We start from the raw sequence: 14,963 nt of genomic DNA, 5'->3' as shown, positions 1-14,963 counted from the left end.
GCTGACCTGATCCCGGCAGTGGACGCCCCGACAAGCGCCTTCAGGGATGGGGCAGGCCTTCCTCGGGCATGCCCATGCGGCGCTTCTCGGCGCGTACCATGTCCGCGACGTCGGCGAGCAGCTTCTTGGCATCGTAAACGATGCCGTCCTTCACCGTGTATGACACGCCGCCGACCCGTTCGAGCTGCTGGGTCTGCTCGTTCAGGCGCAGCGCACCGGTGCCGTACAGGGTCTTGAGATTCTGCAGCGGGTTTTCCTTGAGGATCACGAGGTCGGCCAGCTTGCCGACCCGCACCGTGCCGATCGGTGGCACAGGCTGTCCCTTGGGCTCATAAAGCGTCAGGGCGCCGTTGAGCGTGGCGGCGGTGATGACCTGGGAGGGATTGAAGCCCGCTTCCTGCAGCAGTTCCAGTTCCTGGATATAGCCGAAGCCATAAGGCTGATAGATGAAGCCGGAGTCGGAGCCCGTCGTCACGCGTCCACCGATCGTCTTGTAATCGTTCAGCAATCTCATGAACTTGTGGTAGAAATTCTTCCACTTGACCTCAATTTCCGTGGTCCAGTCGAAGAAATAGGAGCCATGGTTCACGCGTGATGATTGGTAGAATTGCCACAGCTGCGGCATGGTATATTTGTCATGCCAGTCCGCGTTGCGCAGGCGCATGAGGTCGCGCCCGGCGACGTAGATGGTCATCGTGGGATCGAAGGTGACGTTGTTGGCCTTCTGCTCCTTGAGATAATCCCACCATTGCTCGGAACCGGGCTCGGCGCTTTCCGCCGCGAGATTGGCGACGTTCCCGAAGCGGTCCTGCTCGTCCATGTAGTTGTAATCGACCGGCCAGTTCTGGATCGCGCCGTTCTTCAGCATGGACTCGAAGTGGCCATAATAATGGGTCACCGTGCCGAGGCCGGCGCGACCGAATTCCAGCGCGCTCATACGGGCCACGCCGACCTGCGAAATGTGCGCGACCGTGCCGAGGTTGAGCTTCTTGGCTTCGTCCGTGATGGCGACGAGCACTTCGGGCGGCTGATCCTCGTTGGCCGAAATCTTGATGCCGTCGATGCCCTGCTTGGCGGCCCAGCGAATCCATTCGCGGACCTTTTCGGGCGTGTTCGCGCGTCCGCCGGTCCATCCATTGCCTTGTCCCGGGCGCTGATAGACGAAGATGCGCGGGGCGACGATCTCGTTGCGGGCGGAGCGCGCGCGCTCGCTCAGCGAAATCTCGAAAGGCGCCAGGTCGACGCCGCGCACCGTGGTCACGCCATGCGCGAGCCACAGCTTGTATGAATAGGAGAGATCCGGGGCCTTGTCGGCGCTCGATCCATGCACGTGCATGTCGATGAAGCCGGGCGTCATGAACATGCCGGTGGCGTCGAGTTCATAGTCGAAGTCGCGCGGCTCGCGCCCTTCCTTGAGCGGCAGTCCGGGCGTTCCGGCGGGCTTGATGTCGGCAATGACATTGTTCTCGATCACGATGTCGACCGGGCCACGCGGTGGAGCGCCCGAGCCGTCGATCAGCGTCACGCCGCGAATCACCATCTTGCGGAATGGCCCTATGCCTTCGCCATTGCGCGCGGGCGCGGGATAGGCACCTGCGCGCTCCGGCACGGCCTCGACGGCCTTCTTCTCCTGCGCGGTAGCACTGCCCGGTGCTAGCGTGAATGCGGCGGCCATGGCGCAGATCGCTGTCATGGACTGGCTGAACGGGAACCCCTTTATCGGCTTCATAGCGAACCCCCCTGTGGAAACGCTTCTGGTCTGACGTGTCGTATGACTGTCGCGGCTGTGCTTCCCAGTCGATTGAAACAGCGACTTGATGCGCACGATGTATACGATATACTCCTGTGTCGGCCTGTCAACGCGGCAGCGAAGTCCGTCTGTCGAACGGGCCGGTGCTATCACCGGAGGGGGAGCCGGAGAGCCTGACGAGAATGCAGGCCGACCGGGCTCAGACTTGCTGCTGCTGGTCCGCAAGGGTGCCAGGCGGCCACGAAGACGGCCGGGAAAGGGGGACTCCAGGGAATGCGCGGACGGATCATGAGTGGAAATGCCGGGCGTTGCGGTGCCGCCCGGATACGGGTCTTCTCTTCATTCACTCGGGGCGGCATCGCCATGACGGAGCTTGTCTCGCTGTGACCTGGATCGTCAAGGTCGCGCTGCAGCGGCCCCTTACGTTCATCGTGATGGCGATCCTCATCGCGCTGGCGGGCCTTTCGGCGATCCTGCGCCTGCCCGTCGACATCTTTCCCGCGATCCGCATTCCGGTGATCGCCGTCGCCTGGGAATATGGCAATCTGCCCGCGGACGAGATGGCCTCCCGCATCATCGCCCCTTTCGAGCGGGCACTGACGACGACGGTCAACAATATCGAGCATGTCGAGAGCAAGTCGCTGCGCGGCAAGGCGGTGGTGAAGATCTTCCTTCATCCGGGCGCGGACCTGCAGACGGCGACCGCGCAGGTTACGTCGGTTTCACAGACTCTCATCAAGAACATGCCGCCGGGCACCAACGCGCCGCTCATCCTCAATTTTGACGCGTCGACCGTCCCCATTCTCCAGCTTGCCGTCTCCGGGGAAGGCATGACGGAGCAGCAGTTGCTCGATCTGGGGCAGAACCAGATTCGACCCCGGCTGGTGACGGTGCCCGGCGCCGCCGTGCCGAGCGCCACGGGCGGGAAAGAGCGGCGGATCGAGATCGACATCGACCCGCAGGCGCTCCAGTCCAAGGGGCTCTCGGCCGTCGACGTCACCCGGGCCATCGCGGCGCAGAACCAGATCAGCCCCGCCGGCTTCGTGAAGATCGGCGCCAATCAATATGCGGTGAGGCTCAACAATGCCCCGGATTCAATCGAGGGGTTGAATGACCTGCCGGTGAAGGTGGTGAACGGCGCGACGATCTATATGCGCGATGTGGCGCATGTGCTGGACGGGAGCGCGCCGCAGGAGAATGTCGTCCATGTCGGCGGCAATCGCTCGGTGCTGCTGACCGTGCTCAAGAACGGCGCGACATCGACGCTGGCCATCGTCGAAGGCGTGAAGGGCATGGTTCCCTCGATCCTCGCGGGCCTGCCGGAATCGATCAAGGTTCTGCCGATGGGGGATCAATCGCTGTTCGTGAAGGCGGCCGTGTCCGGCGTGGTGCGGGAAGGCTTCATCGCCGCAGCGCTGACATCGCTCATGATCCTGCTGTTCCTCGGCTCCTGGCGACCCACCGTCATCATTGCCCTCTCCATTCCGCTGGCCGTGCTCGCGGCCATCGCCACGCTCGCAGCGTTCGGCCAGACCCTTAACGTCATGACGCTGGGCGGACTGGCACTGGCGATCGGCATCCTTGTCGACGACGCCACCGTGACGATCGAGAATATCAACTGGCATCTCGAGCAGGGCAAAGGCGTGGTGCGCGCGATTCTCGACGGCGCGGCGCAGATCACTCAGCCCGCCTTCGTGTCGCTGCTCTGCATCTGCATCGCGTTTCTGCCGATGTTCTTCCTGCCCGGCGTGGCAGGCTATCTGTTCGCGCCCATGGCCATGGCCGTGGTGTTCGCGATGATCGCGTCCTTCATCCTTTCAAGGACACTCGTCCCGACCATGGCCATGTATCTGCTCCGCCCGATCGGGAAAGGGGAGGATGCCCATCTCGCCGGCCAGTCGGGCTCGCGCAATCCGTTCGTCCGGCTCCAGCGCGGCTTCGAGCATCGCTTCGAGCGGGTTCATGCGCGCTATGGCGCCATGTTGGCCACGGCGATCGCGGGGCGTCGCAAGTTCATCCTTGGGTTCATGGGCTTTGTCCTGGCCTCGATGGCATTGCTGCCTTTCCTTGGCAGCAATTTCTTTCCCAGCGTCGATTCCGGCCAGATACTCATGCATGTGCGCGCACCGACCGGCTATCGCATCGAGCAGACATCCGTGCTGTTCGCGCGCGTGGAGCAGGCCGTCGAACGTCTCCTCCCGCCGGGCGAACTGGAATCCATGGCGGATACGATCGGCAACCCGTCGAGCCGGATCAATCTGGTCTATAACAATTCCGGCACGCTCGGGCAGGATGATGGCGACATCATGATAAAGCTGGCTTCCGGCCATGCGCCGACAGCCGACCATATCGCGACGCTGCGGCGCGAGCTGCCCCCCCTGTTCCCCGGCAGTCAATTCTCCTTTCCGCCCGCGGACATCGTGAGCCAGACACTGAACTTCGGCGCGCCCGCGCCCATCAACATCGAAGTGCGCGGGCGTGACCGGGAAGCGAACCGGCGCTATGCGCTGGCGCTGCTCCGGGCGGTGCGCACCGTGCCCGGCCTCGTGGATGCGCGGCTCGATCAGCCCGCCAATGCGCCGCAGCTCCGGGTGGATATCGATCGCTCGCGGATCGGGCAGTTCGGGATGACCGCGCAGGACGTCACGAGCAGCCTCTCCACCATTCTCGCGGGCACCGGGCAGTCGGCGCCGGTCTTCTTCATCGATCCGAGCAGCGGCGTGCAATATCCGGTGGTGGCTCAGGCCCCCGAGCGCGATGTCGCATCGCTGGCGGACCTCAGAAACCTGCCGATGGCGTCGGGCGGCGGTGGCCAGCAGACGCTGGGTAACGTCGCGTCTATCAGCCGCGCGGCGACGGCGCCGATCTTCACGACCTACAATCTCCAGCCGACCTACAATATCTATGCCGACATTCAGGGGCGCGATCTCGGCGCCGTCGCCGGCGAGATCCAGGCGATCCTCGACCGCATGGCCCCGGAAGCGCCGAAAGGCTCGGTCGTCGCGCTGCGTGGCCAGTATGAGACGATGCAGACGGCCTTCAGCGGTCTTGGGCTGGGGCTGGTGGGCGCCGTGGTGCTGATCTACCTGCTGATCGTCGTCAACTTCCAGAGCTGGCGCGATCCGTTCATCATTATCACTGCCTTGCCGGGCGCGCTGGCGGGGATCGTCTGGATCCTGTTCATATCCGGCACGACGCTCTCGGTTCCGGCGCTGACTGGCGCGATCATGTGCATGGGCGTCGCGACCGCCAACTCGGTGCTGGTCGTGAGCTTCGCGCGGGAGCGGCTGGCCGAGGGCGCGGACGCCGCCCGCGCCGCGCTGGAGGCGGGCATGGTCCGCTTCCGCCCCGTGCTGATGACGGCGCTGGCCATGATCATCGGCATGGCGCCGGTCGCCCTCGGGATGGGGGAGGGGGGTGAGCAGAACGCCCCGCTGGGGCGGGTGGTCATCGGCGGCCTGATCGTCGCGACCTTCGCCACCCTGTTCCTCGTTCCGGCCATATTCTCGCTGCTGCACCGCAATACGCCCGCCGGGCGGCGTGCAAGCGCGCTCGATCTGGAGCTTTCCCATGCATGATGCCACCTCACCGGAAACACCCGACGCTCTGCCCGCACGCACAGCCAGACGGATGGCACTCACCGGCGCGGCGGTCCTGCTGGTCATCGCAGCGGCGGGTATCGCAGCGCGGCAATTCGGCGCGACGGAGCAGCGGGCCGATGTCGAGCGGGCCGCGTTGCCGGCGGTCGCGCTGGTGAAGCCGCAACCCGGAAAAGATGCCGGCCAGATCGTTCTTCCCGGCGTCCTCGAAGCCAATAATTATGCGGCCCTTTATCCCCGGGTGGATGGCTATGTCCGTTCATGGTCCGCCGACATCGGCGAAAGCGTGAAGGCAGGCCAGGTGCTGGCGCGGATCGACGCGCCCGAAATCGCCCAGGCGCTTGCCGAGGCCAAAGCCGGCCATCGGACGGCGCTTGCCAATCAGGAACTGGCCAAGACGACCGCGCAGCGCTGGACTTCCATGCGCAAGGATGGCTGGGTCTCCGCGCAAGCGCTCGACGAGAAGAGCGGCGATCTCGCGGCCAAGGCGGCGATCGCCGAAGCCGCGAGCGCCAGCGTGCATCGCCTCGAAGCCCTGCAGCGCTTCACCAATATCGTCGCACCCTTTGATGGCGTGGTGACGAGCCGCTCCATCGAGGTCGGGGCTCTGGCACGATCGAGTGGCGCCGTGGACGGGCCTTTCTATACGATCGCGGACGTGACGCGCATGCGCGTCTTCGTCCAGCTTCCGCAGAGCTACAGCGGGGCTGTCCATCCGGGCCTGAAGGCGCGCATGACACTGCCTGAATATCCGGGCGAGACGTTCGAGGCGGTGCTGGTGCGCAGTGCCAACGCGGTCGATCGCCGTTCCGGCTCGGTCCGGATCGAGTTCCAGGCCGGCAATCCGAAGCGAGCCCTCAAGCCGGGCGCTTATGCCGAAGTCACGATCCCGGTTCAAAACCGGACCAGTACGGTTCGGGTGCCGGGCAGTGCCCTTATCTTCGGCGCCAGTGGTCCGCATGTTGCGGTCGTCGAACGCGGCGACCGGGTGCGAATGAAGCCGGTCACGCTGGGCCGGGACGACGGGCAGATGGTCGAGATCGTCGCGGGGCTGACCAGAAACGAACAGGTGGTCGATTCTCCGCCGGAGATTCTCGAGACGGGGGATCGCGTCAGGGTGGCGAGGAGCGCGTCGGCGGAAGCGCCCGCGCCCTGAGCGACGGGCCAGATTCACCCCCGAACAACCGAAGGGCGATTGTGTCGATTTTTAGAATGTAAAAACGCCCCTACGCGTCATAAAATTTCAACAAACCTTCCCATTCCTCGGTTCGACGCATTGCAAAGTATACGATATCCGATATACTTCCCCTCGCTGCTGATTCGAAAAGAGGGGAAATATCTTGCTCACGCGACGCAACATCATGAAAGGCGTTGGCGTGTCGGCTCTTGCCGCCGTGCCGGGAATGAGCCCCGCGCTTGCTGCGCCGGCTCCCGCCAAGGGCGCTTCGGTAACCGGAGCGGAGTCCGCCAAGCTGTTTCTCCCACCCGATGAGGTGGCGCCTGCCACGGTCGATCGGTTGCCTCTTTCCTGGAGCAAGGAACGAACATCCCGGCTTTGCGAAATGCTCAAGGAGCAGGGCTTCGAAGGGATCCTCCTCACCAACCAGTGGAACATCATCTACTTCACTGGTCTCTGGCACACCACGACGGAGCGGATGATCCATTGCTTCATCCCGACGGCCACAGGAACGCCGATCTGGTTCTACCCCGCACTCGACCGCGATCTCATTCAGTCCTGGTGGTATGACGATGGCGGGGAGATGTACTTCGACTGGCTGGATGTCGAAGGCACGATGGTCCAGGAAGGGAAGGTAGCGAAAGGGCCCACTAACGATCTTTGGCGCTGGATGCTCCGCCATATCAAGAAGAGGGGTTACGGGGGCAAGAAGCTCGCTGTCGACAAGGAACTGACCCCCACCGCCCAGACCAAGGTCGGGGAAGAAATCGGCACTCCGATGGCTTCGGCCGAACAACTCTGCCTCTACATGCGCATGCGCAAGACGCCGCTGGAAATTGCCCTCACGCGCAGAGCCTATAGCTACTTCGACAAGATCCACGCTTACGCTCGCGACCTCATCCTCACCCACGGCACCGATCTCATGGATTTCGAAGTGGCGCACGCCGCCCGGAAATTCGGCGTCGAGATCATGATGAAGGACCTCGCGCCGGACGGTAAGCCGCACAATGCAGTCGGCATCTCCGTCGGGGTCAATTGCCGGGCCGGCCAGCCCACCGGCTATCCCCATCCCAACCAGTTCTTCTACAATCGCATCCAGAAGGGCCAGGCCCTGCAGGTCTCGGGCGTCGTCCGGATCGGCGGCTGCGGCGGCGAATGCTACCGCCCCTACATGATCGGTCCGCGCACCGGTCACATGGAGAAGATCTGGACCGTCACACGCGACGCCTGCCTCATGCAGAAGGACCTTTCGCGCAAGGGCACGAAATGTTCCGACGTCGCCTACGACATCCACAAGTTCCAGGTGGAGCAGGGTGTCCAGAAATATGTCTATCACCGCCCCGCGCATGGCGAGGGCATGGAAGGCCACCAGCCGCCTTATCTCGCGCTGGGTGATCATACCGTGCTGGATACCGGGATGATGTTCTCGGTGGAGCCCGGTCTGTTCGATCCCGAGACCGGCACCGGTGCCAACTTCTCCGACGGATTCATCGTGAAGGACAGCGGGCCATCGCTTCAGATGTCCCGCCTGCCCTGGAGCGAGGAATGGGCCTGGATCAATATCTGACCAGGAAATTCTTATTGCCTTGAATAAAAAAGAAAAATCTTGGGAGCAAACAAAAACGAAAGGGGACTTCCTGTGATTAAGAATGTCCGTATTGGGTCGACTGCGACTGTCATTTCCCGTGCGTTGGGTTCAACGCTCCTGACCACCGGCGCGTTGCTGCTGGTCGCCACGCCGTCCTTTGCTCAGACCGAGGAAACGGCCCCTCAGGCCGGCGGTTCGGGCGAAGAGATCGTCATCACCGGTTCACGACTGGTTCGCACGGATCTCACCGCGCCCAGTCCGACCACTGTCATGAGCTCCGAGGACATTGCCCTGTCGGGTAACGTCAGCCTCGAGAAGACGCTGAACGAGTTCCCGCAGCTTGCGGCGGGCAACACGTCCTCGGCGAACATCGGTGGCGGCTCGGGCATTCTGACCGCCAACCTGCGCGGCCTCGGATCGACCCGTACGCTGGTGCTGGTCAACGGGCGCCGCTTCGTGGCGGCGAGCTCCGCGGGCGAAGTCGACCTCGCGAGCATCCCCGATGCGCTCATCAAGCGCGCCGAAATCATCACCGGCGGCGCCTCGGCCGTCTATGGTTCCGACGCCATTGCCGGTGCGGTCAACTTCATCCTCAACGATACGTTCGAGGGTCTGACGATGACGGCGCAGACCGGCATCACGCAATATGGCGATGCCGCTTCGCACAAGATCGACTTCACCTGGGGTACGCAAAGCGACCGCAGCGGCGTCGTGCTTGCCGCCACCTGGGCCAAGCAGGACCAGTTCGACCAGAGCGATCGCTCCTGGTCGCGCATCCCGCTGGGCGAAGTGAACGGTGCGCTGGTCTATGCCGGCTCGGGCAACGTGCCCGGCACGCGCGTCGGCCTGACTGCCGCGCAGCGCGCATCCATCGTGGGCGTGAACATGAATCCGGGCGCCAACTGCACCTCGGTCACCGGCATTACGTTCGATTCCAGCGGGACGCCGCAGGCCTATTGCGCGCCGGAAAGCACGTACAACTATGCGCCCTACATGCTGCTGCAACGTCCGCAGGACCGCATCAGCCTCTCGGCTCTCGCCCATTATGACGTGACCGACCGGATCCAGCTCTACGGCGAGACCTATTATGTGAACGCCCGCAACGAGTATCGGCTCGCGCCGGACAGCTTCACGCCCGTGACGCCGGGTGCGCCCTCCCAGACGCTGCTGGTCCCGCAATATGCGACCAACCCTGGTCTCACCCAGTCGGTCCGCAACTTCTTCATCAACAACGCGGCGATCTTCGATCCAGATGGCGACGGCACGGCTGCCGTGGTCGGCTCGGGCCGCCGCGCGGAAGAGGTGGGCACGCGCGACGCGTTCTTCGAGCGCAATTCGCTTGCCGTCACTTTGGGTGCCCGGGGCGACATGGACCTAGGCGCCGGGAAATGGAACTGGGACACCTTCTTCCAGTATCATCGCAACCGCACGGACAGCCGTTATGAGGGCGTGGTCTCCCAATCGAGGCTGAGCCTCGGCCTGAACACGATGATCAACTCCAGCGGACAGGTGGTCTGCCAGACGCAGACGCTCGGCTGCGTTCCGGTGAACATCTTCGGCGAAGGGGCGATCTCGCCCGAGGCAGCGGCGTTCATTTCGCCAAGCCGGGTCTCGCACGACACGTTCGAGCGTTACGTGGCCGGCGGCTCGCTCAGCGGTGTCCTCTTCAATCTTCCGGCCGGCCCTGTCTCGATGGCGCTTGGTGCGGAGTATCGCGAGGACCGCTACAATTTCGTGCCCAGCCCGCAGGATATCGCGGGTGAATATGGTCCCAGCTCCCAAGCCGCGCTGTCCGGCAAGTTCGACGTGAAGGAAGTGTTCGGCGAGCTGCGCGTGCCGCTGCTTTCGGACATGCCGTTCATCGACACGCTGGCGATCGAGGGCGCAGCCCGCTACTCCGATTACTCGACCATCGGCGGGGTGTTCACCTGGAAGCTCGGCGGCGAATATGCGCCGGTGCATTGGTTCCGCTTCCGCGGCGCCTATAACCAGGCCATTCGCGCTCCGAACATCGCCGAGCTCTATGGCGCGCGGACCATCGGTTATGTGAACGGTGCGGTCGACTTCTGCGCAAGGACGTCGTCGACGAACGACACCCGCAGTGCAGAACTCAAGGCGCTCTGCGTCGCCACCGGCGTGCCGGCTGGTGACATCAACACCTTCGAGCAGCAGGCGCTGGGCATGAACCAGGAGAGCGGTGGCAATCCCAATCTCCGGGAAGAGAAGTCCAAGACCTACACCATCGGTGCGGTCGTTTCGCCGCCGTTCCTGCCGGGTCTCAACCTCACGGTCGACTACTGGAACGTGGAGATCGAGGACGCGATCACCAGCATCAATAACGCCCAGACCATGGCCGAGTGCGCCGCAAGCCTCAGCCCGTCGAGCGTTGCATGCCAGAACGTCCTGCGTCTGCCGAGCGGTCAGATCGACTATGTCCGTGTCGCTCTGAGCAACATCGGTGCGATGAAGGCCAGCGGTCTCGACGTCCAGGCGGACTATCGCATGGGGTTGCCGTCCGTCCTCAGCCTGGATGGCGATGCGTCGCTGTCTCTCCAGGCCGTGGGCAGCTGGATGTTCGAACGCTCGCTGCAGACCACCAGCGCGTCCGGTCCGCTCGATTGCGCCGGCCACTATGCGGGCGGTTGCTCCTCGGGCTCGGGCGGTTTCATCATTCCGGACTTCAAGCTCAATGTCAGCGCTCGCTATACCAGCGGTCCGGTGACACTGACGATGCAGGGCCGGATGATCGGCGCGATCAAGCCCTATTCGGGCGTCACGACCGTCGCCGGCGACATCGATCCGGTCTGGTACTTCGATCTCACCAGCAATGTGGACGTGACCGGCGGGCTTTCGGTGTTCGGAGGTATCAACAACCTCTTCAACAAGAAGCCTCCGATTTTCGGAACGACCTATGTGGGCGACGCCAACACCGACGTCACGCTCTACGACATCATGGGGCGGCGCTTCTTCATCGGTGCCACGATGAAGTTCTGATCCTCCCACGGGCCCGGCCGCACATGCAGCCGGGCCCTTTTCCTTTACTGGAGCTTCTTGCATGAAGACGACATTCAGTCAGCGCTGCAGCGCTGTACGGCGCCTTGCCATCGTCCTGGGCCTTGCGGCCACGACATTGACGCCGATCTCGCAAAGCGCGCAGGCGCAAATCACGGCCACCGGCGTCGATCCGGTTCTGGCGCGCACGGAGGGGGTTGGCCCCTACAAGCGGCTGGTGCTGCGCAACGCCATCATGATCGACGGCACCGGCGCTCCGGCGCAGGGACCGGTCGACATCGTCATCTCCGGCGATCGCATCGCGGAGATCAAGAGCATCGGCGCGCCCAAGGCAATCGTCGAGAGCCAGCGCGCCGCCAAGGGCGACTATGAGATCGACCTGACCGGCTATTATGTGATGCCGGGCTTCATCGACACGCACGTCCATCTCCATTCGCTGGAAGACGACCAGAAGGTCCCGACCAATTATATTCTGAAGCTGTGGATGGCGCATGGTGTCACCACCGTGCGCGAAGTCGGCAACAACCATCCGATGGAATGGTCGGTCGACATCAAGCGGCGTAGTGCCGCGAACGAGATTCTGGCGCCGCGTTTCGACGTCTACCCCATGTTCCAGGCGATCCGCCGGGGTGCGCTCGTCAATACGGCGGCTGACGCGCGGGCGACTATCCAGGAAGCCAAGAAGCGCGGCGCGGACGGCATCAAGTTCATCGGCGGCGCCGAAGATGTGCTGATGGCGGCCATCGAGGAGGCCGACAAGCTGGACTTGCGCACGACCATGCATCATGCGCAGCCCAGCGTGGCCTATGCCAATGTGCTGACCACCTCGGAAGTGGGCCTTGAGTCCATGGAGCACTGGTACGGCCTGCCCGAAGCCATGTTCGCCGATCGGCAATTCCAGAAGTGGCCGAACGACTTCATCAACAATGACGAGCAGATGCGCTTCGCCGAATCCGGCCGTCTCTGGCAGCAGGCTGCCAAGCCCGGTTCGGACAAGTGGAACCAGGTGATGGACACGCTGCTCGAGCGCAATTTCGCGCTGAGCCCGACATTCACGGCCTATCTCACCAGCCGCGATTTCATGCGGATGAGCCGTGCCCAGTGGCATGAGCAATATTCGATGCCGGGCATCTGGGATTATTACAAGCCCAGCCGTCACAATCACGGTTCTTACTGGTTCGACTGGACCACGGAAGACGAGATGGACTGGAAGGAGAATTATCGTCTCTGGATGCAGTTCGTGAACGAATACAAGAACCGCGGCGGCCTGGTCTCGGTCGGCAGTGACTCCGGCTACATCTATAATCTCTATGGCTTCGGCTACGTCCAGGAGATGGAGCTGCTGCGCGAGGCGGGTTTCACGCCGCTCGAGGTGATCCATGCCGCGACGCAGGTCGGCGCCAAGGTCCTCGGCCATGAGGACGAGATCGGCACGATCCGGGTGGGGCGGAAAGCGGACTTCGCCATCGTCAAGGGCAATCCCCTTGCGAACATGAAGCTTCTCTACGGCACCGGTACGCTCAACCTGAATGACGAGACCGGCAAGGTCGAGCGCGTGGGCGGCATCACCTACACGATCAAGGACGGCATCGTGTACGACGCTCGCCAGATCCGCGCGGAAATCCGCGACATGGTCGCCAAGGCCAAGGCGGAGCGCGGCCTGCCCAACGGCATCATGACGATCGAGGACGCTGATCTCACCGGTCAGTGAGGTTCACGTCCTGAAAGAGCTCCCCAGAGGGGAAGGGGCACCGCGCGCGGTGCCCCTTCTCATATGTGCAGGATAGGCCAATCGGGCAGCGCGATTTCGTGAAACAAGCGGGTAGCTGCAGGCTCGGCCGTGCAGCCCAGTGCTAACCTCAGAACCATTTCAGGTCAGGCGCTCAACCGGTCCTTCTGAAGGGGGGAAGGATGCCGGTGGGGGAGGCGTCCTGCCGTGCAGGCCTGAGCTGTGGGGTTTCGCATCGCCGGCACGGCAAGGGGCTTTCGTCGAAAGCTCATCGATCATCCGAACACCCTCCCACTTGCCTATTCTCCGGCAGCGCCTCTGCACGGCACGTCCGGGTCAACGCAGCTGGGTCCGGACTGACGAGAAAGGCCGCGCACGGCCCTTGAGCTGTGCGCGGCCTTCCGGAAGCCGATCTGTGGAAGGATCGTCAGCCGCGCAGGCTGTCGTAGAAGGAAATGAGGTCCGTGCGCAGCGCTGTCATGGATTCCGGGTGGATGTAGATCATGTGCCCGGATTCATAATAGCGATAGGTGATGTTGGATTTCAGCGAGGGATCGATCTGCATGTGCTTGAGATCATATTCCGCGCCGAAGAAGGGCGTCGCCATGTCATAATAGCCGTTGAGCGACAGGACCTTGAGATAGGGATTGATCCGCATCGCGCGGCCGAGATCGAGCGCCGTGTCGGCCGCCGGCATCTTGCGGAAGCCGCCCAGCGGGTTCCTGTGGCTCTGGTCCCAGGCCGGGCTGATTTCCTTGTAGAAGTTCGGGCGATACTGGAGCTTGGTTTCGTAGCCGAGCGTGCCGAAGAGATAGTCGTTGATCGCGCTGATATAGGCGCCGCTGATCGCTGCGTCCGCAGCGTCATATTCCGGCTGCTCGGCGCCATCGTCCACGTCGATGCCGAGGAAGCGGGAGTCGAGCCGGCCGACGGTGCGGCTGCTGCCACGCATCAGTTCCTTACGGAACCGGCCAAGGTCCACGCGCAGGTCGTTCTGGATGAGGAACTGCGGAGAAAGCCCGGTATAGGTCGAAAGCTTCGTCGCGATCTCGTTGCGCTCGGCGTCGCTCAGGTCATCGCCCTTGGCCAGCGCCGTGAGATAGGGCCCGTTGGCGAAGTCACGCACTTCGGTCAGGAAGGGTTCGAGCGTGGCCGGCCGGTTGGGCAGGCGATTATGATACCATGCAGTGGCCGCATAGCTCGGCAGATAGGTGACGTTGATCTGGTCGTAGCCCGGATTGCGGATGCCGTAATTGAGGATGGACGAGAGGAGGATCACGCCGTTCATCTGCACGCCGCGATTCTGCAGCTCGTTCACCAGGCCGGCGCCGCGCAGCGTGCCATAGCTTTCGCCCAGGATGACCTTGGGGTCGTTCCACCGATCGTTGATCGTGATGTAGCGCTGGATGGCGCTGGCGAACACGTCGATATCCTGATCGACGCCCCAGAACTGCTTGCCCTGGGCCTTGCCGAGCGGGCGGGAAAGGCCGGTGCCGATCGCGTCCATGAACACGAAATCGGTCTTGTCGAGCAGGGTGTCGGGATTGGGGCCGATCTTGAAGGGCGCGGGCGCCGTCGCCTTGTCCGTCGGCGTATCGACGCGGACCGGGCCGAAGGAACCGATGTGGAGCCACATGGTCGAGGAGCCGGGGCCGCCATTGAACACGAAAGTCACCGGGCGGCGGGCAGCGCCGGGCGCCTTGTCCGCCACATAGGAGACATAGAACATGCTTGCGATAGGCTCGCCATCGTCATTGCGGATGGTCAGCGTTCCGGGCGTGACCGTGTAGTCGATGCGGCGGCCGGCAACGGTGACATTGCCCCGCTTCGGGCTTGCCTGCTCCTCGACCGGCGCCTGGACGACATCGTCCTTCTTCTCGCTTGCCGTCGCCGCACTGTCATTCTTCTGGGCGAAGGCGGGAGCAAGCGGGGCGGCCGTAGTGAGGAGAAGCAGGCTCAACAAAGCAGTCGAAGTGGATCGGCGCATGGAAAGGACCCTTTTGATTGCGGTTCTTGCTATCTCCTCGTACATCGTATACGAAATCTGTCAACTCGTCCGATCATGGCAAGCCCGTTTCCGGCCCTTGCCTTTCTCCCCGGGAGATCAT

7 protein-coding genes are annotated in these 14,963 nt (G+C 63.3%); 5 read left to right on the top strand and 2 right to left on the bottom strand.

Annotated elements, in window-relative coordinates; translation table 11 throughout:
* Positions 1 to 40: 40 nt before the first annotated feature.
* Positions 41 to 1,675: an amidohydrolase family protein gene (locus SLG_RS09045; RefSeq protein ID WP_041391851.1), complete on the bottom strand. Its 1,635-nt coding sequence runs from the start codon at positions 1,673 to 1,675 to the stop codon at positions 41 to 43.
* A gap of 458 nt (positions 1,676 to 2,133) precedes the next feature.
* On the opposite strand from SLG_RS09045, the gene SLG_RS09040 reads away from it, so the two are divergent.
* The 5 genes from SLG_RS09040 (at position 2,134) to SLG_RS09020 (ending at position 12,837) form a co-directional block, all read left to right on the top strand.
* Complete coding sequence (locus SLG_RS09040) at positions 2,134 to 5,328, top strand: efflux RND transporter permease subunit (RefSeq protein ID WP_014076154.1); 3,195 nt, start codon at positions 2,134 to 2,136, stop codon at positions 5,326 to 5,328.
* Positions 5,321 to 6,505 carry an efflux RND transporter periplasmic adaptor subunit gene (locus SLG_RS09035; RefSeq protein ID WP_041391849.1) on the top strand — a complete coding sequence of 395 codons (1,185 nt, stop codon included), beginning with the start codon at positions 5,321 to 5,323 and terminating at the stop codon, positions 6,503 to 6,505. Before SLG_RS09040 ends, SLG_RS09035 begins: the two co-directional genes overlap by 8 nt.
* A 184-nt stretch (positions 6,506 to 6,689) precedes the next feature.
* Positions 6,690 to 8,093 (top strand): M24 family metallopeptidase, encoded by a 1,404-nt coding sequence (locus SLG_RS09030; RefSeq protein ID WP_014076152.1) that lies wholly within the window; start codon positions 6,690 to 6,692, stop codon positions 8,091 to 8,093.
* 123 nt (positions 8,094 to 8,216) lie between these two features.
* A complete protein-coding gene (locus SLG_RS09025; RefSeq protein WP_148276541.1) occupies positions 8,217 to 11,108 on the top strand; it encodes a TonB-dependent receptor domain-containing protein in 2,892 nt (963 codons plus the stop codon).
* A 61-nt stretch (positions 11,109 to 11,169) separates the two neighbouring features.
* Positions 11,170 to 12,837: an amidohydrolase family protein gene (locus SLG_RS09020; protein WP_014076150.1), complete on the top strand. Its 1,668-nt coding sequence runs from the start codon at positions 11,170 to 11,172 to the stop codon at positions 12,835 to 12,837.
* A gap of 445 nt (positions 12,838 to 13,282) precedes the next feature.
* Here SLG_RS09020 and SLG_RS09015 read toward each other — a convergent pair whose 3' ends face one another.
* Positions 13,283 to 14,842, bottom strand: coding sequence for a S10 family serine carboxypeptidase-like protein (locus tag SLG_RS09015; protein WP_041391848.1), 1,560 nt, complete (start codon positions 14,840 to 14,842; stop codon positions 13,283 to 13,285).
* Positions 14,843 to 14,963 lie beyond the last annotated feature (121 nt).

Origin of the sequence: Sphingobium sp. SYK-6 (assembly GCF_000283515.1) — a bacterium.
GTDB lineage: Bacteria > Pseudomonadota > Alphaproteobacteria > Sphingomonadales > Sphingomonadaceae > Sphingobium > Sphingobium lignivorans.
This window is presented reverse-complemented; position numbering and strand designations above follow the sequence as displayed.

What these genes read in the sequence shown, in the direction of transcription:
- SLG_RS09045 (WP_041391851.1), bottom strand. Translation starts at nt 1,675, where the DNA reads ATGGCCGCCGCATTCACGCTAGCACCGGGCAGTGCTACCGCGCAGGAG.
- SLG_RS09035 (WP_041391849.1), top strand. Translation starts at nt 5,321, where the DNA reads ATGCATGATGCCACCTCACCGGAAACACCCGACGCTCTGCCCGCACGC.
- SLG_RS09020 (WP_014076150.1), top strand. Translation starts at nt 11,170, where the DNA reads ATGAAGACGACATTCAGTCAGCGCTGCAGCGCTGTACGGCGCCTTGCC.
- SLG_RS09015 (WP_041391848.1), bottom strand. Translation starts at nt 14,842, where the DNA reads ATGCGCCGATCCACTTCGACTGCTTTGTTGAGCCTGCTTCTCCTCACT.